General features: G+C 49.2%; 21 protein-coding genes. 14 read left to right on the top strand and 7 right to left on the bottom strand.

What is annotated here, in order from left to right; genetic code table 11:
• The 3 genes from BLU03_RS13740 to BLU03_RS13245 all read left to right on the top strand — a co-directional run.
• On the top strand, nt 1-215 hold a 215-nt coding region (locus tag BLU03_RS13740), incomplete at its 5' end, for a hypothetical protein (RefSeq protein WP_176765485.1).
• A 231-nt stretch (nt 216-446) separates the two neighbouring features.
• A complete protein-coding gene (nei, locus tag BLU03_RS13250) occupies nt 447-1,268 on the top strand; it encodes an endonuclease VIII (RefSeq protein ID WP_008590308.1) in 822 nt (273 codons plus the stop codon).
• A gap of 90 nt (nt 1,269-1,358) precedes the next feature.
• Complete coding sequence (locus tag BLU03_RS13245) at nt 1,359-2,492, top strand: zinc-dependent alcohol dehydrogenase (RefSeq protein WP_093108257.1); 1,134 nt, start codon at nt 1,359-1,361, stop codon at nt 2,490-2,492.
• A 48-nt stretch (nt 2,493-2,540) separates the two neighbouring features.
• On the opposite strand, the gene rsmG is transcribed toward BLU03_RS13245, so the two are convergent.
• The 7 genes from rsmG to rpmH all read right to left on the bottom strand — a co-directional run bounded on the left by rsmG (nt 2,541) and on the right by rpmH (nt 9,007).
• Complete coding sequence (gene rsmG / locus BLU03_RS13240) at nt 2,541-3,257, bottom strand: 16S rRNA (guanine(527)-N(7))-methyltransferase RsmG (protein ID WP_008590304.1); 717 nt, start codon at nt 3,255-3,257, stop codon at nt 2,541-2,543.
• A 15-nt stretch (nt 3,258-3,272) separates the two neighbouring features.
• Complete coding sequence (gene mnmG, locus BLU03_RS13235; RefSeq protein WP_093108255.1) at nt 3,273-5,159, bottom strand: tRNA uridine-5-carboxymethylaminomethyl(34) synthesis enzyme MnmG; 1,887 nt, start codon at nt 5,157-5,159, stop codon at nt 3,273-3,275.
• Between the two features lie 22 nt (nt 5,160-5,181).
• Nucleotides 5,182-6,558, bottom strand: coding sequence for a tRNA uridine-5-carboxymethylaminomethyl(34) synthesis GTPase MnmE (mnmE, locus tag BLU03_RS13230; RefSeq protein ID WP_008590300.1), 1,377 nt, complete (start codon nt 6,556-6,558; stop codon nt 5,182-5,184).
• A 379-nt stretch (nt 6,559-6,937) separates the two neighbouring features.
• On the bottom strand, nt 6,938-7,555 hold the full coding sequence (gene jag, locus BLU03_RS13225) for an RNA-binding cell elongation regulator Jag/EloR (RefSeq protein WP_076572398.1): 618 nt from the start codon (nt 7,553-7,555) through the stop codon (nt 6,938-6,940).
• On the bottom strand, nt 7,552-8,319 hold the full coding sequence (yidC, locus tag BLU03_RS13220) for a membrane protein insertase YidC (protein WP_076572396.1): 768 nt from the start codon (nt 8,317-8,319) through the stop codon (nt 7,552-7,554). The genes jag and yidC overlap by 4 nt, the downstream gene beginning before the upstream one ends.
• Before the next feature lie 77 nt (nt 8,320-8,396).
• Nucleotides 8,397-8,744, bottom strand: a complete 348-nt coding sequence (gene rnpA / locus BLU03_RS13215) for a ribonuclease P protein component (RefSeq protein ID WP_076572394.1) — start codon at nt 8,742-8,744, stop codon at nt 8,397-8,399.
• Nucleotides 8,745-8,872: 128 nt separating this feature from the next.
• Complete coding sequence (rpmH, locus tag BLU03_RS13210) at nt 8,873-9,007, bottom strand: 50S ribosomal protein L34 (RefSeq protein ID WP_008590292.1); 135 nt, start codon at nt 9,005-9,007, stop codon at nt 8,873-8,875.
• A 613-nt stretch (nt 9,008-9,620) separates the two neighbouring features.
• Here rpmH and dnaA point away from each other — a divergent pair.
• The 11 genes from dnaA to pdxS all read left to right on the top strand — a co-directional run bounded on the left by dnaA (nt 9,621) and on the right by pdxS (nt 23,924).
• The gene (gene dnaA / locus BLU03_RS13205) at nt 9,621-10,964 is read left to right on the top strand and encodes a chromosomal replication initiator protein DnaA (protein WP_076572392.1); all 1,344 of its coding nucleotides are present in this window, start codon (nt 9,621-9,623) and stop codon (nt 10,962-10,964) included.
• 175 nt (nt 10,965-11,139) lie between these two features.
• Complete coding sequence (dnaN, locus tag BLU03_RS13200; protein WP_093108253.1) at nt 11,140-12,279, top strand: DNA polymerase III subunit beta; 1,140 nt, start codon at nt 11,140-11,142, stop codon at nt 12,277-12,279.
• 212 nt (nt 12,280-12,491) lie between these two features.
• Nucleotides 12,492-12,713, top strand: a complete 222-nt coding sequence (gene yaaA / locus BLU03_RS13195) for a S4 domain-containing protein YaaA (RefSeq protein ID WP_008590286.1) — start codon at nt 12,492-12,494, stop codon at nt 12,711-12,713.
• A 16-nt stretch (nt 12,714-12,729) separates the two neighbouring features.
• The gene (recF, locus tag BLU03_RS13190; RefSeq protein ID WP_008590283.1) at nt 12,730-13,842 is read left to right on the top strand and encodes a DNA replication/repair protein RecF; all 1,113 of its coding nucleotides are present in this window, start codon (nt 12,730-12,732) and stop codon (nt 13,840-13,842) included.
• A 9-nt stretch (nt 13,843-13,851) separates the two neighbouring features.
• Nucleotides 13,852-14,148, top strand: coding sequence for an extracellular matrix regulator RemB (remB, locus tag BLU03_RS13185; RefSeq protein ID WP_076572388.1), 297 nt, complete (start codon nt 13,852-13,854; stop codon nt 14,146-14,148).
• A gap of 30 nt (nt 14,149-14,178) precedes the next feature.
• Nucleotides 14,179-16,110 (top strand): DNA topoisomerase (ATP-hydrolyzing) subunit B, encoded by a 1,932-nt coding sequence (gyrB, locus tag BLU03_RS13180; RefSeq protein ID WP_093108263.1) that lies wholly within the window; start codon nt 14,179-14,181, stop codon nt 16,108-16,110.
• A gap of 44 nt (nt 16,111-16,154) precedes the next feature.
• A complete protein-coding gene (gene gyrA / locus BLU03_RS13175; protein WP_093108251.1) occupies nt 16,155-18,650 on the top strand; it encodes a DNA gyrase subunit A in 2,496 nt (831 codons plus the stop codon).
• A 135-nt stretch (nt 18,651-18,785) separates the two neighbouring features.
• Entirely contained in the window at nt 18,786-19,859 is a 1,074-nt protein-coding gene (locus BLU03_RS13170; RefSeq protein ID WP_093108249.1) for an HD-GYP domain-containing protein, read from the top strand.
• A gap of 101 nt (nt 19,860-19,960) precedes the next feature.
• A complete protein-coding gene (guaB, locus tag BLU03_RS13165) occupies nt 19,961-21,430 on the top strand; it encodes an IMP dehydrogenase (protein ID WP_076572382.1) in 1,470 nt (489 codons plus the stop codon).
• 197 nt (nt 21,431-21,627) lie between these two features.
• Nucleotides 21,628-22,929 (top strand): serine hydrolase, encoded by a 1,302-nt coding sequence (locus BLU03_RS13160; protein WP_093108247.1) that lies wholly within the window; start codon nt 21,628-21,630, stop codon nt 22,927-22,929.
• Between the two features lie 116 nt (nt 22,930-23,045).
• A complete protein-coding gene (gene pdxS, locus BLU03_RS13155; RefSeq protein WP_076572378.1) occupies nt 23,046-23,924 on the top strand; it encodes a pyridoxal 5'-phosphate synthase lyase subunit PdxS in 879 nt (292 codons plus the stop codon).
• The last annotated feature ends 2 nt before the right edge of the window (nt 23,925-23,926 follow it).

Here is a 23,926-nt window from a genome sequence, read left to right as displayed (position 1 = left end):
AGGCAGACGGACAGTCAAAAAGTGCTCTTTCTTTTTTGCCGGGCCGGACTGCCTGGGTCCCAAGTTTCTGGTCAGTGGAACTGGATAAAGCTAAAAGCGGAACCAACCGGGAGAAGCGGGAACATAAGCAGAATCACCCGGGTTCGGCGGTTTTTCCGAAACGGGAGAGACTGCTTATGGACGAAGCTTCTGGTTGGTGCAACTGGATAAGCTAAAAGTGGAGCTGACCGTTCAGAAACGAAGGCGCAGGCAGACGGACAGTCAAAAAGTGCTCTTTCTTTTTTGCCGGGCCGGACTGCCTGGGTCCCAAGTTTCTGGTCAGCGGAACTGGATAAAGCTAAAAGTGGAACCAACCGGGAGAAGCCGGGGCGTAAGCAGGAAGAACCTTTGATCCGACTGCTTACGTCCTTTTTATTAAAAGATTTTTTATTGAGAGGAGATCCGCTATGCCGGAAGGACCAGAAATACGGAAAGCCGCTGATGCGGTGGAGAAAGCCCTGAAAGACAGGGAAGTCCTTGATATATCTTTCGCTTTTGAAACACTTGAAGGATACGAGGATATTTTAACCGGGGCGACCGTAACCGGTGTAGATACGAAAGGAAAAGCGATGCTTACCCGCTTTGACAATGGGTACACCATCTATTCCCACAACCAGCTGTATGGGAAATGGATGATCAGGAATGCCTACAACTACCCGAAGACGAACCGGCAGCTCCGACTGGCGATTCATAACGAAAAAAAGTCCGCTCTTTTATACAGTGCTTCGGACATCGAAGTGCTGAGAGACGAGGAAGTACCTGATCATCCTTTCATAAGAAAAGTCGGACCGGATATTTTATCCGAGACTGTGACGAAAGAACAGCTGAGAGAACGGTACACGAGCAAACGTTTCTTCAGACGGAGATGGACCACCCTGCTTCTGGACCAGTCTTTCGTAGCCGGTATCGGAAACTACTTACGGAGCGAAATCCTTTTTCTCGCAGGTATCCACCCTTCCCTGAGACCCACAGACTCCACGCCACAGCAGATAGCGAAAGCGGCAGAGGCTACGATTACCCTTATGGAACAATCCTACCGCTACAAAGGAATCACCGTCGATCCAGATATTGCAGAACGGATGAAAGCAGAAGGAAAAACAAGAACCCAGTACCGGCACTGGGTTTTCCGGCGCTCGTTTCAGCCCTGCCACATATGCCGGACGAAAATAGAGAAAATAGAAGCCGGCAACCGCCGATTGTACTACTGCCCCACGTGCCAGGCGCTTTAATATTGAAAAGTTTCCCTATTTCTTCATGTTTAACTTTGGAATTTCAGGGATATATTGTCTCCAATACCAGAAAAGGAGTGAGATACCAACATGAGAGCAGTAACGTTCCAGGGTAAAGAAAATATGCAGGTAAAAGATGTACAGGCTCCTTCCATACAAGAACCGAGCGACATGATCGTGAAAATAACAGCGAGCGGAGTGTGCGGCTCCGACTTACACCTTTATAAAGGCGGACTTAAGCCCGAACAGGACTACGTGGTCGGACACGAGCCGATGGGTATCGTAGAAGAAGTCGACCCTGAAGTGAAAAACCTGAAAAAAGGCGACAGAGTCGTGATTCCGTTCAACATCGGATGCGGGGAATGTTTCTTCTGTAAGAACCAGATGGAGAGCCAGTGTGACGAATCCAACCCGCACGGCGAACCGGGCGGTCTTTTCGGATTTACGGAAATGTTCGGGAACTTCCCCGGCGGCCAGGCGGAGTACCTTCGCGTTCCGTATGCTGATTTCACTTCCTTTAAAGTTCCGGAGAACAGCGAACTGGAAGATGAAAGCGTCCTCTTCCTCTCCGATGTAATGCCGACAGCTTACTGGAGTGTGGAAAACAGCGGGGTGAAAAAAGGAGATACCGTCATCATTCTCGGAAGCGGACCGATCGGCCTCATGGCTCAGAAGTTCGCCCGCATGAAAGGGGCAGCACGCGTCATCGCCGTCGATCAGGTCGATCATCGCCTCAGTCATGCCGAGAAGACGAATAACGTGGAAACTTATAACTTCTCCAATAATCCGGACATCGGCTCCCTCCTTCATGAAAACACCAAAGGCGGAGCTGACGTCGTCATCGACTGTGTCGGCATGGACGGAACGGTACCGAAAGGGGAGAAATTCGGTTCCGATGAAGATAACCAGTTCGGAACGATCCACCCGATTATCACAGCTTCCCAGGCTGTACGGAAGTTCGGAGTCGTCCAGCTTACCGGCGTATACGGTACAGACGCCAACGCCTTCCCGCTTGGTGATTGCTTCAGCCGGAACGTTTCCCTGACAATGGGTCAGGCGCCTGTCATCCACCTGATGCCGAAGCTGTATGACATGGTCGAGAACAATGAACTGGATCCGACCGATATCATCACCCACAGCCTTCCTCTTGAGGATGCGGCCAAAGGGTACGATATTTTCGATAAAAAAGAAGACGGCAACATTAAAGTCGTTCTGAAACCATAACGAAAAAAATCCCTCTTCCAACAGGAAGGGGGATTTTTCGTCTGTTTTTCAGGAAAGAGGAACTTTATTCGGAGTTCCTGCTTTTCTCGGGTATTTACCGGGGGTTTTCCGGCGCTTTTCAATGCGTATAATACTTCTCTCCGCTCCGTCTTCCGGAAGCGTGAAGCTGTGCACATCCTTCGTCTCTCCGCCTAGGATAGAAATGGCGGATTCTGCTGTGTCCATCTCTTCCTGGGCGTTCGGCCCTTTCATGGCGATGAGGAACCCGCCTTTTTTCACAAGCGGCAGGCACAGTTCACTCAGCACAGACATCCGGGCGACAGCACGTCCGAGGACGAGATCATACTTTTCCCGGAATTTACCGTTCTTGCCGAAATTCTCGGCGCGGTCGTGATAGAAAGCCACATCGTTCAACTCAAGCTCCGTAGCTAAATGGTTTAGGAAACCGATTCTCTTTTTCAAGGAATCGACGATCGTAACCTTCAGTTCCGGAAACACGATTTTCAGCGGAAGACTTGGAAAACCTGCCCCCGCCCCGACATCACAGATGCGGAGCGGGCCGGAGAAGTCATGGTAAAAGGCAGCCGTCAGAGAATCATAGAAATGTTTCTCATACACTTCCCCTTTTTCAGTAATAGCGGTCAGGTTCATTTTTTCATTCCACTCGACAAGCATTTCCCAATATTTTTCGAACTGATCGAGCTGTTTCTCCGTAAGCTCGATTCCCTGTTCTTTCAATTTGTTTTGAAAAGTAGAAATATCCATATCTTACGTCCTTCCTCAGCCGGAAACCCGGGCTACATTTCCCTGTTCGATGTAGACAAGCAGAATCGATATATCAGCCGGATTCACACCGGAAACCCTCGAGGCCTGGCCGACAGAGAGCGGCTGTACGGCTTTCAAACGGTCTGCCGCTTCGGAAGCGAGACCCTGAATAGCATCGTAGTCGATGTCGTCCGGTATTTTTTTGGATTCCATATTTCTCATCTTCTCGATCTGTTCCAGAGATTTTTTAATATAACCGGAATATTTGATCTGAATCTCTACCTGTTCTTTTTCATCCGCTGTCAGAGCAATGTCGGAAGGAGTGAGACGTTCGATATAGCTGTAGTCGATTTCAGGCCGGCGCAGAAGGTCACTCGCCCGTACAGCTTCTTTCAGAGGCGTCGTACCCGATTCCTTCACGATGTCCTGCACGTCTTCCGTAGCCTTGACGATTTCATTTTCGAGACGTTTCTTCTCTTCTTCAATCTTGCGGCGTTTCTCTGTGAAACGATTATAGCGCTCTTCCGGAATGAGGCCGAGCTCGTATCCTTTTTCCGTAAGGCGGAGATCCGCGTTATCGTGACGAAGCATGAGACGGAACTCGGCACGGGAAGTAAGGAGACGGTACGGTTCTCTTGTACCTTTCGTGACCAGATCATCGATCATAACTCCGATATATCCTTCGGAACGATCGAGAATCAACGGTTCCAGATTAAGCGTTTTGGCAGCAGCGTTGATCCCTGCCATCAGTCCCTGACCGGCCGCTTCTTCATACCCGGAAGTCCCGTTGATCTGACCGGCTGTAAACAGCCCGTCAATCTGTTTCGTTTCAAGGCTCGGCCACAGCTGTGTCGGCACGACAGAATCGTACTCGATCGCATAGCCGGCCCGCATAATTTCTGCGTTTTCGAGTCCCGGTACTGTTTCCATCATCTGCTTCTGCACGTATTCCGGAAGAGAAGTGGACAGCCCCTGGACGTACACCTCTTCCGTGTCCCGGCCTTCCGGTTCCAGGAAGATCTGGTGACGTGGCTTGTCGTTGAAGCGCACGACTTTATCTTCAATGGATGGGCAGTAACGAGGCCCTGTACCTTTGATCATTCCCGAATACATCGGGGACAGACCGAGGTTTTCGTTTATGACTTCGTGAGTCGTTTCATTCGTATACGTCAGCCAGCACGGAATCTGGTCGGTAATGAATTCGGTCGTTTCATAGGAGAACGAGCGCGGTTCCGTTTCCCCGGGCTGAATCTCCGTTTTCGAGTAATCGATCGTATGGCTGTTTACGCGCATCGGCGTTCCGGTCTTGAACCGTACCATTTCGATACCCAGTTCTTCGAGCTGCTCGGAAAGCGTGACGGTCGGACGCTGGTTGTTCGGTCCGCTTTCATAAGACAGATCACCGATGATGACGCGTCCTCTCATAAACGTACCGGTTGTCACGATGACGCTCGGAGCATAGTATGCCGCTTTCGTTTCCGTTACGACTCCTTTGACCTGGTCGTCCTCCACAAGAATCTTCTCCACCATTCCCTGACGGAGGGTAAGATTGTCCTGGTTTTCAAGCAGACGTTTCATCTCTTTCAGATAAAGAGGTTTGTCCGCCTGGGCACGCAAAGCGCGTACGGCCGGTCCTTTTCTTGTATTCAACAGACGCATCTGGATATGGGTCTTATCGATGACACGACCCATCAGCCCTCCGAGAGCATCCACTTCACGTACCACGATTCCTTTGGCGGGACCGCCGATCGAAGGATTACACGGCATGAACGCAATCATATCCAGATTCAGACTGAGCATGAGCGTCTTCGCGCCGCGCCGCGCGGAAGCTGCAGCCGCTTCGACTCCGGCATGACCGGCTCCTATAACAATAACGTCGTAATGACCTGCATCATAAGTCATTCGAGATCTCTCCTTTAAAATTTTATTTCCCTAAGCAGAACTGCGAGAATAATTCATCAATAAGACTTTCTCCGACAGTGTCACCGACAATTTCACCAAGCAGTTCCCACGTTCTCGTCACATCGATCTGAACGACGTCGATCGGCACTCCCATTTCCATACCTTCGCGCGCATCTTCCAGTGCCTGTTTGGACTGCTTCAAAAGCTGAACGTGCCGTACGTTCGATACGTACGTCATATCTCCGCTGTCGATTTCTCCTTCAAAGAATGTGGAAGAGATCGCGTTCTCAAGCTGATCGATCCCCTCTTCCTGAATGAGGGAAGTGGAAATGACCGGGTTGTCCCCGGCTAATTCTTTCACACGTTCTATATCTATATTCTGTTCAAGATCCGTCTTGTTCAGCAATACAATCATGTTCATATCGCGAGCCGCTTCAAAAAGCTTCACGTCTTCTTCCGTAAGCTCGTCTCCATAGTTTAACACAAGTAGAATGAGATCCGCTTCCGTCAGCACCTGACGCGAGCGCTCTACTCCGATCCGTTCGACGATGTCCTCGGTTTCCCGGATGCCGGCTGTATCCACCAGTCTGAGCGGCACTCCTCTCACGTTTACATATTCCTCGATCACGTCCCGCGTCGTCCCCGGAACTTCGGTGACAATCGCTTTGTTTTCATGGACGAGCGTGTTCATCAGTGATGACTTCCCGACGTTCGGACGGCCGATGATAGCCGTAGCCAGGCCTTCGCGCAGAATCTTCCCCTGCTTTGCCGTCTGCAGAAGATTTTCGATCTCATCACGGACTTCCGCCGTTTTCTCCTGCATGATGTCGTTCGTCATTTCCTCGACGTCATCATACTCCGGATAGTCGATATTCACTTCCACCTGGGCAAGTGTTTCCAGAAGTTTCTGTCGCAGATTCTGGATCAGACCGGACAACCGGCCGTCCATCTGCTTCAACGCCACGTTCATCGCTCTGTCCGTTTTGGCACGGATAAGGTCCATGACTGCTTCCGCCTGCGACAAGTCGATTCGTCCGTTCAGAAAAGCACGTTTCGTGAATTCTCCGGGCTCGGCAAGTCTCGCTCCCTGAGCCAGAACGATTTCAAGGACACGGTTCACGGACACGAGCCCGCCGTGACAGTTGATCTCAACGATATCTTCCCGGGTGAAGGTTTTCGGTGCACGCATGACCGACGCCATCACTTCTTCCGCTATTTCACCCGTTTCCGGGTCCAGTAATTTTCCATAGTGCATCGTATGAGAATCGACAGTCGTCAAATCTTTCCCCTGGAACAGTTCATTCGCTCTGGAAACTGCATCATCCCCGCTCAGGCGGACAATCGCAATCGCTCCTTCTCCTGTCGGGGTAGAAATAGCCGCAATCGTATCGGTATCCATACATCGCACCTCCTTCTTTATTGAAATATCCACATGTGGATAAGTTTATCGTTAATAACTAACAGTTAAGATTAGCATGATTTGGGGATAAATATCAAGTTCCTGCTTCACAGCTTAAAAGAATCTCCCGGGGCTTCAGGAGGACCCGGATTATCGTGACCTTCAGGGGGTTTTCCAGTCTTTAAACGTCACGTTTCCCACTTTATCGTTACCTTCCGGCTGTACAATGATGCACAGACGTCACGTTTCCTGCGTAATCGTTACCTTCACCCGAAGTGCCAAGCTCCGAAAGTCACGAAAAAGCCGGAAGGCAAAAAACCTTTTTTCCGCATACAAAAACCCGCCAGGGAAGCCTGGCGGGAAAAGGGTTGCAGCTATTCTATTGCACAGGGCGGATAACGACGGAGCGGTTCGGATCTTTTCCGGCCGAATCCGTCTCTACCCGTCTGTTTCTCTGGAGAGCCGCATGAATGATTTTCCGTTCGTAGGAAGGCATAGGTTCTAGTTTCACCTGCTGCTGTCTCACGAGCGCCTGTTCTGCCTTACGCTCAGCCAGCTGCTTCAGCGTCTCGCGACGACGTTCCCGGTAACCTTCTGCATCGAGGGTGACACTCATGAGCTGTTCAGCCGAATTGTTTACAGCCATCTGAGTCAGGTACTGCAGGGCATTCAGTGTCTGCCCGCGTTTTCCGATCAGTCTGGCTATGTCTTCCCCGGAAATATCGGCATAGATTTCCCGGTTCTTTCTTTTCGTATCGACGCTCACAGTAAGTCCCATCTGAGCTGCTACGTTCTGAATGTAGGCGACTGTTTCTTCTTCCAGATCTTTTTTCTTCGTCACTTTGACAATGGACGGTTTTGCTCCGAATCCAAGAAAACCTTTTCTGCCTTCATCCAGTATCTCCACATCAACCCGGTCCTCTGTTGTCCGAAGTTCGGCCAGGGCAGAGTCGACCGCTTCTTTCACTGATGAGCCTGTAGCAGTCATTTGCTTCACTGATTTGCGCCTCCTGTCGATTTGTTCATCATCGGTTTACGTATAAATATCGTCTGTAAAATCATGAACACGTTACCCACGATCCAGTAGAGAGCAAGGGCGGACGGGAAGAAGAATGCGAATGTACCGATCATCAGCGGCATGATGTAAAGCATCATCTGCATCTGAGGGTTCGCACCTGCTGCTCCCGACATGCCTGCCATCATCAGCTTCTGCTGAAGGAACGTAGTGGCAGCTGTCAATATAGCGAGAAACGGATCCGGAGAACCGAGTTCGAGCCACATGAAGTTATGTGTCTGTATTTCGGGTGTTCTCATAATTGCGTGATAGAAACCGATCAGTATCGGCATCTGAACGATGATAGGCAGACATCCGGCCAGCGGGTTGACACCGTTCTGCTGGAAAAGATTCATCGTTTCCTGCTGCAGCTTCTGCTGCGTCTGAGCATCTTTCGAACTGTATTTCTGTCTTAATTCCTGCAGTTGAGGCTGAATATCCTGCATCGATTTCGAACTTTTCAACTGTTTAACGTTCAACGGCAACAAGACCAGACGAATGATGATCGTCACCGTAATGATTGCCAATCCATAACTTCCGCTTAAGAAATCAGCGAAAAACAACAACGTCTGTGATAACGGCCAGACTACGAATTCATTCCAGAATCCGGTACTATCCGCAGAAACATCCTGATTAATCTGCGTACACCCGGAAAGGAATAGCAGTACTCCCGCCATTGCGAGCAATATGCTCAGCTTTTTACGCAACGTTCCTTCCTCCTTACTGAAACTTCATATTTCCTTTTTCATACTAGCACTTATTAAGGAATCATTCCATGAACATTTTATTTCAATTTCTTTTTCAAAACACCGGAACGCCTGCAGACGTGCTGAAGACTTTGCTTCAGTTCGTGGTACTCCATCGTGTTCACCGGTTTTCTGGCAATCACTACGTAGTCATATTCCTGATGAAGGTCCTCTTCCATCTCCTGAAAAGCCTGACGCAGGTACCTCTTCACTTTATTTCTCATTACAGCATTGCCTATCCGCTTACTCACGGATAGTCCAATCCGGAAATGAGGCTGATCTTTTTTATAATAATAAAGAACCAGCTGCCTGTTGGCAAAAGATTTCCCTTTTTTGAAGACCGTCTGAAATTCTTTGTTTTTTTTGATTCTGTATGCTTTCTGCACAGTTCTCACAACCTCTTATCTGCATTAAAAAAGTTCTGTCCCAAAGGCCGGAGAACACCAGGTGGCGATCATCACTCCGACACGAATGGCAGAACCTAGAAAAAAAACCACTGATTACTTCAGTGGTCTTATGCGGATAACGTTTTTCTTCCTTTACGACGACGACGAGCAAGAACTTTTCTGCCGTTCTTCGTGCTCATACGTGTACGGAATCCGTGTACTTTTTTGCGCTTACGATTATTTGGTTGAAATGTACGTTTCATTATATACACACCTCCTGATGGGATTTACATGTTGTTTCTCATGTCATAGGCAGTCCTAATCATTATAATCATATTTAAAAAATGATGTCAATTACTAATTTAAGGGGAGTTCTTTTTTCAGAGGTGTCTTACAACAGCATCTGTACTACAACAACCAAAAAAATAAGCTGTCCACCTCCAGTGTGCACAACATTTTCAGTTCTCGTTTCTATCCACAGCACTAATCTACAGGTTAACCACAAAATATGGTGGTGTGGATATGTTTTTTCCTCAAGCTGTAGAAATTGTGGATAAGTTCCTGTGATTCATTGCAAGACTGCGATTTATTTGATATTATATTTGTGTTTAACAGTGAAATTAATTCCTGCCCGATTTTATATTATCCACAGCTTGTGGGTAATGTGTGGATAGTTTTTCACAGGGGTGTAGACATACTTATACACAAAGGTGTGGATAATGGGTAAAAAACGACTGAGTCCTTTATTCATACCCTATCGTACATCCACAACAGTTTAAAAGACATTTTTTATGTTAAAGCGAAAAATTATAGCTTTTTGTTATGTAAAACGAACAAAAAGCTTTTCTTTATTGGAACAGGAAAGGGGTGAAAGGGTTGGAAAATATCCATGAGTTATGGAATGCCACTCTGGAGCAGATGAAAGAGAAAATCAGCAAACCGAGCTTTGAGACCTGGCTGAAAGCGACGAAAGCTCACTCTCTCGACGAAGATACGCTCACCATCATAGCTCCGAATGAATTCGCGAGGGACTGGCTCGAGAACCAGTATCAGAAATTAATAAAAGAAACATTGATCGAAGTGACGGGATCGGAACTGAAAACGAAATTCATCATCCCGGAAACGAAAGAGGAGTCTCTCGAAGACGTAAAACTCTCCTCCAAACCTCCGGATCTTAAAGACGGGGAAGAATCTCCGACGAGCATGCTGAATTCCAAATATACGTTCGACACGTTCGTCATCGGAAGCGGGAACCGGTTCGCTCACGCAGCCTCTCTGGCCGTTGCAGAAGCTCCGGCAAGGGCTTATAACCCCCTGTTCATCTACGGGGGCGTCGGGCTTGGCAAAACCCACCTGATGCACGCGATCGGGCATTACGTACTGGATCACAACCCGAATGCGAAAGTCGTATATATTACATCCGAAAAATTCACGAATGAATTCATTAACTCGATCCGTGATAACAAAGCCGTGAATTTCCGAAACAAATACCGGAGCGTGGACGTTCTTCTTATAGACGACATCCAGTTCCTTGCGGGGAAAGAACAGACCCAGGAAGAGTTCTTCCATACATTCAATACTCTTCATGAAGAAAGCAAACAGATCGTCATTTCAAGTGACCGTCCCCCGAAAGAGATACCGACGCTCGAAGACAGGCTCCGCTCCCGCTTTGAGTGGGGACTGATTACGGATATCACACCGCCGGATCTTGAGACGAGAATTGCGATCCTCAGAAAAAAAGCTAAAGCGGAAGGACTCGAGATCCCGAATGAGGTCATGCTTTATATCGCCAACCAGATCGATACCAACATCCGTGAACTCGAAGGAGCACTGATCAGAGTGGTGGCCTATTCCTCCCTGATCAATCGGGATATCAACGCTTCCCTGGCGGCAGAAGCTCTGAAGGACATTATTCCGAACAAGAAACCGAAAGTCATTACGATCGGTGATATACAGGAAGTCGTTGCTGAGAAATTCAACATCCGCATGGAAGATTTTCCTGCGAAAAAACGGACGAAATCCGTAGCGTTCCCCCGTCAGGTTGCCATGTATTTATCGAGGGAGCTCACTGATGCCTCCCTTCCTAAAATCGGGGAAGAATTCGGGGGACGCGATCATACGACAGTCATTCATGCCCATGAAAAGATTACGAATATGCTGAGTAATGATCAGCAGCTTCACAGGGAACTCGATGAGATTACAGAACAGTTGAAAACGTAGAGCCTGGGTATAGTGTGAATAACAGGTACACATTCGCACACAGGTTATACACATGTGGATAATTATATGTGTCATGAGATAATTACAGTTATCCACAAATCCACACGCCCTATTACTATTACTACTATTTTTTTAATAATAATAATTAATATATTCACTTTAGGAGGACTCATGAATGAAATTCGCTATTCAGCGTGATCAACTGATGGAAAGTGTCCAGGATGTAATGAAAGCCATATCTTCCCGTACGGCAATTCCGATTCTTACAGGAATGAAACTGGAAGCTACGACAGAAGGAGTAAAACTTACGGGGAGTGACTCCGACATCTCCATCGAATCTTTCATACCCGCCGAGGAAGACGGAACGGTCCATATCGAAAACATTGAACCGGGAAGCATCGTTCTACAGGCAAAGTACTTTCCTGATATCGTACGTAAAGTTCCGGATAATACCGTGGAAATAGAAAGCGATCATACGAAAAACGTAACGATCCGTTCCGGAAGTGCAGAATTTCACCTGAATGGCCAGGACGCCGAAGAATACCCGTCTCTTCCGCAACTGCGTACGGAAAACAGTTTCGATATGCCTACGGATCTTCTGAAAAGATTAATCAAACAGACCGGATTCGCCGTTTCCACTTCCGAGACCCGACCGATTCTGACAGGAGTGCACGTGAGTACGGAAGAAGAGAATCTTCAGTTCGTAGCAACCGACAGCCACCGTCTCGCTTCAAGAAAAATCAGCCTGGAAACGGAAGAAACGTTGAACCTTCCTTCCGTCGTCATCCCCGGGAAGAGTCTCAGTGAACTGAACAAAATTCTCGATGATACGGGAGACTCGGTACAGATCAGCATTACGGATAACCAGATCCTCTTCCGGACAAAACATTTATATTTCCTGTCACGTCTTCTCGAAGGTAACTATCCGGAGACATCCCGTCTTATTCCGAACGAAAGCAAAACGACGGTACTTATCGATTCCAAAGAACTGCTTCAATCCGTGGATCGTGCTTCTTTGCTGGCTAAAGAAAACAGAAACAACGTCGTACGTCTGCTTACGAAAGAAAACAACCAGATTGAAATTCACGGAAATTCTCCGGAAGTCGGTAACGTAACGGAAGAAGTGACGGCTGACACAATAGACGGCGAAGAACTGAAAATATCGTTCAGCGCCAAATACATGATGGATGCCCTTAGGGCGATCGATGCAACTCAGGTGAAAATATCTTTTACAGGAGCGATGCGGCCGTTCCTGATCACTCCCGTTGACGACGCTTCCATACTTCAGCTCATCCTGCCGGTCCGTACGTATTAATTACGTGTAACGTGAGAAAGAGTTATCCACTGTGGATAACTCTTTTTTAGGTTTTGATCTGAAAGGGACTTTAACCGGTTGTGACGGGTTTCTTGACCGCTCCGGAAACTTTTCTCTCCTCCCCGATAAAGTAAGGCCCTTTCCTTTTCATAACCCCTTATCTTTAGTAAAATAGATAAATAGATACTACTTAGAGAATAAAGGTGACGGAGATGAGCGAAAAAATTGAAATAACGACCGAGCAGATCCAGCTTGGGCAATTCCTCAAATTGGCGAACGTTGCAGAATCGGGCGGGATGGTGAAAATGCTTCTTTCCGAATTTGAAGTACTGGTAAACGGTGAACCCGAATCCAGACGGGGCCGGAAGCTCCGGATTGGTGACGTCGTTGAAATTGAGGAGTTCGGAGCATACGAAGTCGTCTCCGAACAGTAGATGGAGAAGCGATCTGATGCATATTAAAGACATAGCCCTGACTACTTACAGAAATTACGACAGACTTGCTCTCGAGTTCGACGACACGATCAACGTCATCATCGGAGAAAATGCTCAGGGGAAGACGAATTTGATGGAATCGATTTATTTACTCGCTTTCACGAAATCACATCGTACTCCGAGGGATAAAGAACTCATACAGTGGGACGCGGAGTATGCTAAAATAAAAGGTACGATTATAAAACGGAACAGCCGTTTTCCGATGGAAATCGTCCTCTCCAAAAAAGGGAAGAAAGCGAAACTGAATCATATCGAGCAGAGGCGGCTCAGTGATTACATCGGTGCCCTTAATGTCGTCATGTTCGCACCTGAAGACCTGAACCTCGTAAAGGGGAATCCGCAGGTGCGCCGCCGTTTCATAGACATGGAAATCGGACAGATCCAGCCGAGGTATATTTATCACCTGGGTCAGTATCAGAAAGTTCTGAGACAGCGGAACCATCTTCTGAAAGACCTGCAGCGCCGTCGCAATGAAGATGCGACCATGCTGCACGTACTTACCGAACAGCTTATCGAACATGCAGCGATTATCGTGGAGCGGCGCTTCCAGTTTCTGAATCTTTTGAGAGAATGGGCAGCTCCGATCCACCGGGGCATCAGCCGGGAACTGGAGAAACTTGAGATTTTCTACAGACCGAGTCTTGATGTGTCGGAGGATATGGATCTTGACGCTATCAAAGAAAGTTATATAGCAAAATTCCACGGGATCGAAACGAAAGAGATTGAAAGAGGGACGACCCTCGCCGGACCTCACAGGGACGATCTCGTCTTTTATGTGAACGGCAGAGACGTCCAGACATACGGCTCCCAGGGACAGCAGAGGACGACTGCCCTTTCCCTGAAACTGGCCGAAATAGAACTGATCAATAAAGAAACCGGAGAGTACCCGGTTCTGCTGCTTGATGATGTCCTCAGTGAACTGGATGACTACCGGCAGTCTCATCTGCTCCATACGATTCGTGGAAAAGTCCAGACGTTCGTCTCGACGACGAGTATCGACGGTATCGAACACGAAGCACTGCAGGAAGCGGAACTTTTTTATATCGAAGAAGGAATAAGAAAGAAATGAGGTGTCCTATTGTTCATTCATATAGGTGAAGGCAACATAGTGAAATCCGAAGAGGTCGTAGCCATCATTGACTGCGAACTGCTCAGTTCTTCCACCATTACGGAAGAGATGGTCTTCAACAGAAGAAAAGAAAAGCAGGTGGTGGAGACGGAGGGGTATGAGCCGAAAGCGATGGTTGTTACGGAAGAGGTGCTCTATTTCAGTCCCCTTTCTGTAGCCACCCTGAAAAAGCGTGGAAAAATGCAGAACACCCTGGATAAACTGGATGACTATTCGGAAGAGATGGAAGAAGCGCTTGATAAATAATCAAAAGAAACAAGGACTGTGGGTGAAACTATGAGTGAAGAGATTCAAAGAGGTAAAGAACAGGCGTATGATGAGAATCAGATTCAGGTGCTCGAAGGTCTGGAAGCGGTACGTAAACGTCCGGGTATGTATATAGGCTCGACGAACGAAAAGGGTCTCCATCACCTGGTGTGGGAAATAGTCGATAACAGTATTGATGAAGCGATGGCCGGCCACTGTGACCATATCCAGGTGGTTATCGAAGAAGATAACAGTATTACGGTTATGGATAACGGGCGCGGTATTCCCGTCGGTATCCAGGAAAAGACCGGACGTCCGGCCGTTGAGGTGATCATGACCGTTCTTCACGCCGGCGGTAAGTTCGGCGGCGGCGGTTACAAAGTCTCGGGCGGTCTGCACGGCGTCGGAGCTTCTGTAGTGAACGCTCTTTCCGATTATCTCGAAGTACACGTGCACCGGGACGGTAAACTGTATCATCAGGATTTCCGCCACGGCGTCCCGCAAAAAGACGTCGAAGAAATCGATACGACGGATAAGACCGGAACACAGATTCATTTCAAACCGGACCCTGAGATCTTCAAAGAAGGTCAGGAATATGATTTCGAAACGCTCACGACGCGTCTCAGAGAACTTGCGTTTCTGAACCGCGGTCTGACTATTACGGTGGAAGACAAGCGTGAAGAGCACGGCAACGGGAAGAAGGAGTTTTACTACGAAGGCGGTATCATTTCGTACGTGGAACACTTGAACAGCAGCCGGGAAGTTCTTCATGAACCGATTTATGCCGAAGCGGAGCAGGACGGAATTTCCATCGAACTGGCGCTTCAGTACAACGACGGCTTCGCCAGTAATATTTATTCCTACGCCAACAATATTCACACTTATGAAGGCGGAACGCACGAATCCGGATTCAAAACGGGGCTGACCCGGGTCATCAACGACTACGCCCGGAAAAACAGCATGTTCCGGGAAAACGACCCGAATCTGACCGGGGATGATGTAAGAGAAGGACTGACCGTCATCATCTCGATCAAACATCCCAATCCTCAGTTCGAAGGTCAGACGAAGACGAAGCTTGGAAACAGTGAAGCCCGTACGGTTACGGATGCGCTGTTTTCCGAAAACTTCAGTAAATTCCTGCTGGAAAACCCGAACGTTGCTAAAATCATCGTCGAAAAAGGCCTGATGGCTTCACGGGCAAGAATGGCAGCCAAGAAGGCGAGAGAGCTGACGAGAAGAAAGAGCGCTCTTGAGATCTCCAATCTTCCCGGGAAACTTTCCGACTGTGCTTCGAAAGACCCTTCCGAGTCCGAACTTTATATCGTGGAGGGGGACTCGGCCGGAGGATCGGCCAAACAGGGACGGGACCGTCACTTTCAGGCTATCCTTCCGCTGCGCGGTAAAATTCTGAACGTCGAGAAAGCACGTCTTGATAAAATCCTCTCCAACAACGAAGTGCGTACCATGATTACGGCACTCGGAAGCGGAGTGGGCGAAGAGTTCGACGTATCGAAGGCCCGCTATCACAAAGTCGTCATCATGACGGACGCAGACGTGGATGGTGCGCATATCCGGACCCTTCTCCTTACGTTCTTTTACCGATACATGAGACCGCTGCTTGAACATGGGTACGTCTATATCGCCCAGCCGCCGCTCTATCAGATCAAACAGAACAAAAAGGTGTATTACACGTTCTCCGACCAGGAACTGGAGGAGAAACTTTCCGAAATCCCGGCTACTCCGAAACCGGTGATCCAGCGTTATAAAGGTCTCGGTGAAATGAATCCGGAGCAGCTGTGGGAGACTACGATGAATCCTGAAGGCCGTACGATGCTCCAGGTCACTCTCGAGGATGCCATCGGAGCGGACGAAACATTCAGCATGCTGATGGGGGATGCGGTCGAACCGAGAAGGAATTTTATACAGGAAAATGCTCATTACGTTCAGAATCTGGACGTATAAGACGAAGGAAAGATAAGAGTTCGTTTCTCTAGGAGGTTTACAAAATGGTGGATCAGCCAGACAGTTCGCGCGTGCATGAAATAAATATAAGTAACGAGATGCGGACCTCATTTTTGGATTATGCAATGAGTGTCATCGTGGCGCGTGCCCTCCCGGACGTACGGGACGGTATGAAACCGGTACACAGACGTATTCTTTATGCCATGAACGATCTCGGCATTACTGCAGACAAAGCGTACAAGAAATCCGCCCGTATCGTCGGGGACGTCATCGGTAAGTATCACCCGCACGGGGATTCTGCCGTATATGAAGCGATGGTACGTATGGCTCAGGATTTCAGCTTCCGTTACGAGCTCGTGGACGGACACGGAAACTTCGGATCCGTCGACGGGGATTCTGCAGCCGCCATGCGTTACACCGAGGCACGTATGTCCAAGATTTCGATGGAAATGCTGCGCGATATACAGAAAGATACGATTGATTATCAGGAAAACTACGACGGCACGGAAAAAGAACCGGCCGTTCTGCCCGCCCGTTTTCCGAACTTTCTCGTGAACGGGGGAGCAGGTATTGCCGTAGGTATGGCCACAAACGTTCCTCCTCACCATCTCGGAGAAGTTATCGACGGTGTGCTGGCTCTGAGCCGGGACCGTGACATAACTGTTCAGGAACTGATGGAAAACTATATTTTCGGTCCGGACTTTCCGACATCGGGTCAAATTCTCGGACTGAGCGGAATACGTAAAGCCTACGAAACAGGAAAAGGTTCGATTTTAATACGGTCGAAGGTCGATATTGAAGAAAAACCCAACGGCAAGCATCACATTATCGTTACCGAACTTCCTTATCAGGTGAACAAAGCCCGGCTTGTTGAAAAGATTGCCGAACTTGCCCGTGATAAGAAGATAGACGGTATTACGGACTTGCGTGACGAATCGGACCGGGACGGCATGCGGATCGTCATCGAACTCAGAAAAGACGTGAATGCCAACGTCCTGCTGAATAACCTTTACAAAATGACAGCTCTCCAGACGTCCTTCGGCATCAATATGCTGGCGCTTGTCGACGGAAGACCCCAGGTTCTGAACCTGAAACAGTCACTGGAACACTATCTGGAACACCAGAAAGTGGTCATTCGCAGACGGACGGCTTATGAACTGAAGAAAGCTGAAGCGAGAGCCCACATTCTCGAAGGTCTTAAAGTGGCGCTCGATCACCTGGATGAAGTCATTACGCTTATAAGACAGTCACAGACGACAGAGGTTGCCCGCGAAGAACTGATGACCCGCTTCGAGCTTTCCGAGAAGCAGGCCCAGGCTATTCTTGATATGCGTCTGCAGCGTCTGACAGGGCTTGAACGCGAGAAGATCGATTCCGAGTACGATGATCTCGTTAAGAAAATCGAGGAATTAAAAGCGATTCTGGCCGACGAAGAACGCGTACTCGAAATCATCAGAGAAGAGCTTCTTGAACTGAAAGAGCGCTTCAGTGATGAACGCCGTACCGAAATTATCATGGGCGGTATGGAAATGATTGAAGATGAAGACCTTATTCCGGAGGAGACGATTGTCGTCACTCTTACTAATCAAGGGTACGTGAAGCGGCTTCCGGCCGACACATACCGGGCTCAGCGTCGCGGTGGCCGTGGCGTGCAGGGTATGGGTACGAATGACGAAGACTTCGTGGAACATCTGCTTTCGACCTCCACCCACAGTACAGTGCTCTTTTTCTCCAATAAAGGAAAAGTGTACAAGCTTAAAGGGTATGAGATTCCCGAATTCAGCAGAACGGCGAAAGGTCTTCCGATCATCAACCTTCTCAATATCGAAAATGATGAGTGGATCAACGACGTCATTGCCGTGGATAAATTCGAGGAGGACTGGTACTTCGTCTTTACTACGAGGCACGGAGTTACGAAACGGACCAGCCTTTCGAAATTCGCCAATATACGAAAAGGCGGCCTGATCGCTCTCAGCCTGCGTGAAAATGATGAACTCATTTCCGTACGCATGACGGACGGAGAAAAAGACATCATGATCGCCACCCAAAACGGGTACCTTATCCGGTTCCCTGAGACACAGATACGTTCTATGGGCCGTACAGCAGCCGGGGTCAAAGGTATTTCCCTGCGCAATGACGACCGGGTCGTATCGATGGAGCTTGTGGAAGACGACCGTGAAATCCTTACCGTTACGGATAAAGGGTTCGGTAAACGGACACCTGCTTCCGAATACCGGATAACGAACCGGGGCGGAAAAGGGATCCTTACCTGTAACCTCACCGAACGGAACGGAAAAGTCGTTTCCACGAAAGCGGTCACGGGAGAAGAGGACCTTATGATTATGACAGCCAGCGGCGTCCTTATCCGTATGGCAGCCGGCAGTGTGTCACGTACCGGGCGTAATACACAGGGCGTGCGTCTCATTCGTCTGCAGGACGGCGAAGAGGTGTCGACCGTAGCCCGTCTTGAAGCGATGAAAGAAGAGAAAGAGGAAGAGACAGAAGGCCTCTCTGAAGATTCGACGGAGAGCCTGGAGTAATAGTTTTATCCCCCCGCCGTTATAAACGGACGGGGGTTTTTCTTTTGTGACTGAAATAGCAGGAGAAGAAGTCGATAGTATAAGTAAAGGACCTTTCTTTAAAGTGGGCCGAATGCTTAGGAAGGCGGGAAAAAGATGCAGGTAAGCGTAAATGAACTGATACCGGGATGTATTTTGATCAAAGAAGTGGAAGGGAAAACTTCGCGTCCGCTCATACCGGAGAATACGGTGCTTCATCCGATACATATCAACGTTCTTCGTGCTTTCCGTATCCGGGAAGTGGAGATTTCCTCCAGGCTTTCGAGCGGGGAGACGTTTGAGGAAGCATCCGAACATTATGAACCGGAAGATATGGAGGCGACGGTGAACGAGGAGTTCAGGGAAGAATACTTGAGCGCGGTCCATCATCACAGACGTATGTTCACGAAATGGGGGAACCGCTCGGGCATCGATCTTCCGGAAATAAGGGAGTGGTTCCTCCCTTTGCTGTTCAAAGCATCCGAAGCCCGTCAGGAAATCCTGAGACTTCACCACTATTCCAGTGAAAACGACTATATCCACCACCACAGTGTAGCGATGGGCCTGATTGCAGGTTACCTCGGGCAGAGACTCGGTCTTGAGAAGGGGGAATGGATCCAGGTTGCTCTCGGCGGTCTGTTGAGTGATGGCGGTATGGCGCTTATTTCCCCGGAAATACTGAAGAAAAAGGGCTCTCTGAGCGCCGGGGAAATGGCTGAAGTCCGCCAGCACCCGGTGCATTCCTACCGGATGGTCGAGGATCTGACCGTTTTGAGCAAGAAAGTGAAATACGCCGTACTTCAGCATCACGAGCGGCTGGACGGGTCGGGGTACCCTCTCGCGGTTTCACAGAAAAAAATCCACTTCTACAGTCAGATCATCGCCGTAAGTGACGTGTACCATGCGATGACATCGGAGCGTCCCTACCGTAAAAAACAGTCTCCTTTCAAAGTGATCGAAGAAATCCAGAAAGAGCAGTTCGGCAAATACGATATGAGAGTGATCAAAATGCTCGTCGAAGATCTGGCCAGTATATCCGTAGGAACGACGGTGAAACTTTCCAACGAAGAACTGGCCACCATAGTGTTCGTCGATCCTTCAACTCCGGCTCATCCCATGGTGCAGCTGCAGCGCAGCCAGGTTTTGCTGTCTTTAAAAGACGAAGGACTGCACGTGGAGGAAGTTTATTGACGTCTTTATAACTTTTCAGGTTGAAAAACGACGGCGGATGTCTTATTGTAAATAACAATATATAAGATAGCTTCCTTCGGGAGGGAAAAGGAGAGAGAGACGTGCGCACAGATAAATTTCAAAAAGAATCACTCACATTCGATGATGTATTGCTGATGCCGAGAAAGTCGGAAGTATTGCCGAGGGACGTATCCTTAAGCGTTGATCTGACTTCCAGGCTGAAGCTGAACATTCCTGTAGTAAGTGCCGGCATGGACACGGTGACCGAAGCTTCGATGGCTATCGCGATGGCCCGCCAGGGGGGCCTCGGAGTCGTTCACAAAAATATGTCCATTGAAGAACAGGCGGAACAGGTGGATATGGTCAAACGCTCGGAGCGCGGGGTCATCACCAACCCTTTCTTCCTTACTCCGGAAAATCAGGTGTACGATGCCGAACATCTGATGGGCAAATATAGAATATCGGGCGTCCCTATCGTGGACAACGACACTTCAAGAAAACTGGTCGGCATCATTACGAACCGGGATATGCGTTTTGTGGAAGACTACTCCCTACGGATTTCCGAAGTGATGACCAGCGAAGATCTGATTACGGCTCCGGTAGGAACTACAATCGAAGAAGCGGGGCATACACTGCAGAAACATAAGATAGAGAAGCTCCCTCTTGTCGACGAGAACAACACGCTTAAAGGTCTGATCACTATTAAAGATATAGAAAAAGTGATTGAATTCCCGAATGCCGCAAAAGACGGACAGGGCCGCCTTCTTGCAGCAGCTGCCGTAGGCGTAACGGCTGATGCGATGACGCGCATCGGAAAACTGGTGGAAGCAGGCGTGGACGCTCTCGTCGTCGACACCGCTCACGGACACTCGGAAGGCGTGATGGAGCAGGTGAAGAGAATCCGTGCAGCTTATCCATCGGTTGATATCATCGCCGGAAACGTGGCTACAAAAGAAGCGACCCGCGATCTGATCGAAGCGGGCGTGGATGTCGTGAAAGTGGGGATCGGTCCCGGCTCTATCTGTACGACACGGGTCGTCTCCGGCGTGGGTGTACCTCAAATAACCGCTATCTACGACTGTGCCGAAGAAGCGGAAAAACACGGGGTGTCCATCATCGCTGACGGAGGAATCAAATACTCCGGGGAAATCGTGAAAGCTCTCGCTGCCGGCGGCTCCGCCGTTATGCTCGGCAGTCTGCTGGCCGGGGTGAAAGAGAGCCCGGGAGATACGGAAATTTTCCAGGGCCGTCAGTTTAAAGTATATCGCGGCATGGGATCGGTCGGAGCAATGGAAGCAGGATCGAAAGACCGCTATTTCCAGAGCGGAAGCGAAGCGAAGAAGCTCGTACCCGAAGGCATCGAAGGACGTATTCCTTTTAAAGGCCCGCTTGCCGACACCGTCCATCAGCTTCTCGGCGGTCTTCGTTCCGGTATGGGATACTGCGGCACGAAGACGATCCAGGAACTGCGAAACGATGCGTACTTTACGAGAATTACGGGGGCAGGCCTGCGCGAAAGCCATCCTCACGACGTTCAGATTACGAAAGAAGCACCGAACTACTCGGTATAACCGCCGGCGGAGGCCGGTCCAGACCATCACGGGAGAGGCTCTTCGATTTTTCGGAGAGCCTCTCCTTATTTTTGCGTAAATTTATTAATTTTTCATATTTTTACAGTCAGAAGGTACACCCGCGTCTATTTTTTTACAGGGGGGTGTGGTAAAATTGTAAAGCGTAAATTTATATACAGCGGAGGTCGAAAATAGTAATGCAAAGATGGAAAACAGCACTTATATTAACGTTACTCGTTATAACATCAACTCTTCTAGCTCCCGCGGACATTCTGGCACGGGAAGTGGAGACAGAAGCGGAATCAGCGATTCTTGTGGATGCTGATACGGGAGATATACTTTTTCAGAAAGAAGCGGAGCAGGCTCTGCCGCCGGCAAGTATGACGAAAATGATGACGGAGTATCTTGTGATGGAGGCGATTGAGGACGGAAGTATCAGCTGGGACACCACCACCCAGATCTCCGACTATCCTTACAGTATTTCGGCAGATCCCTCCTTTTCCGGAGTGGGGATGACCCAGAATAAGGACTACACTGTCCGTTCGCTTTATGAAGCGATGGCGATCAACTCCGATAACGCAGCCTCCATTGCTCTCGCAGAACTGATTGCAGGTTCCGAAGGGGAATTCGTCAAGATGATGAACGAAAAGGCGGAGCAACTGGGGATGGAAGACTATAAATTCGTCAACAGCACCGGCCTTGCCAACAGTGACCTGGGTGATCACGTGCCGGAGGGGACGGGTGCCGATGATAATAATCTCATGTCGGCGAAAGCGACCGCTACCCTTGCGTATCATCTGGTGAACGATTATCCGCAGGCACTGGACATCTCCGGCACACGTACAGCCGAGTTCGACGGTCAGACGATTCAGAACTGGAACTGGATGATCCCCGACATGCCGGGGTACCTTTCCAATTTCGGCTATGAAGGGGTCGACGGTCTGAAAACGGGATATACGGAGAAAGCCGGCAACACCTTTACCGGTACAGCTAAACAGGGAGACCAGCGGCTTATTTCCGTCGTTATGAAAACGGACAGCCGGGAAGCCCGTTTCCGGGAAACGGCCAAGTTATTCGATTACGGTTTCGATCAGTTTGAGACGAAGGAACTGTTTGCAGCCGGACACCAGAAGAAAGGTGAAAGTTCTGTTCCGGTATCAAAAGGAAAAGAGGACAATGTTTCCGTCGAAACGGGCAAAGCTCTTTCTGCGATGGTCAAACAGGGAGAGGAGGACTCCTATTCTCTTGAATACTCCCTGAAGGAAGAGGAACTTACGGCACCCGTCGAGTCCGGTCAGAAAGTCGGGGAAGCGAAACTGGTGTATGAAGGGGAAGGAAAGAAAGCCAACCTTGTCGAAGGAGGCGCCCCCTCCGTGCCGCTTGTGACTACGACCGGAGTGGAGAAGTCGAACTGGTTCATGCTCACTCTCGGAAATGTCGGGAACTTCTTCAGTGACATGTTCACAGGAGCCGTCGATACGGTCAAAAGCTGGTTTTGATTAATTTTCCGATAACGATGGTTGATAATGGTAGGATTGACGGGAAAAATGCGTTAAAATAGTAAAGAAAATTGTAGTAATCGATGGATATAGATACAGAACAGGGAGGAATCAACATGGCTCGAACAGGAACGAATGTTGTAAAAAGAGGTATGGCAGAAATGCAGAAAGGCGGCGTCATCATGGACGTCGTAAATGCGGAACAGGCGAAAATAGCCGAAGAGGCCGGAGCTGTTGCGGTTATGGCACTTGAACGCGTACCGTCCGACATCAGAGCGGCCGGAGGGGTTGCGAGAATGGCGGACCCTACGATCGTTGAGGAAGTGATGAACGCTGTTTCGATTCCTGTAATGGCAAAAGCGAGAATCGGTCACATCGCCGAGGCGCGTGTCCTCGAATCGATGGGCGTCGATTATATCGATGAAAGTGAAGTACTTACTCCTGCGGATGAAGTATTCCACATTAAAAAAGACGGCTATACGGTTCCATTCGTATGCGGCTGCCGTAATATCGGAGAAGCGACCCGCCGTATTGCGGAAGGTGCTTCCATGCTTCGTACGAAAGGGGAGCCGGGTACCGGTAATATTGTGGAAGCGGTCCGTCATATGCGTGAAGTCCAGGGACAGATCCGCCGTCTTCAGTCGATGGACGAAGACGAAGTGATGGTTTATGCAAAAGAGAACGGTGCACCTTACGATCTTCTGCTTGAGATCCGGGAAGAAGGCCGCCTTCCGGTCGTAAACTTCGCAGCGGGCGGTATCGCCACTCCTGCAGACGCAGCGCTTATGATGCAGCTTGGCGCGGACGGCGTATTCGTCGGATCCGGTATTTTCAAATCCGACCGTCCTAAAGAGTTTGCACGGGCCATCGTGGAAGCGACGACTCACTACGACGACTACAAGCTGATTGCTGAGATTTCCAAAGGTCTCGGTACCGCGATGAAAGGCGAAGAGATGAACGAAACGACCGACCGCATGCAGGAGCGCAGTGAATAAGT

The organism is Salimicrobium album, assembly GCF_900107115.1.
GTDB lineage: Bacteria > Bacillota > Bacilli > Bacillales > Halobacillaceae > Salimicrobium > Salimicrobium album.
Note: the sequence above shows the minus strand (reverse complement) of the source record. Positions and strands in the feature narration are given on the sequence as shown.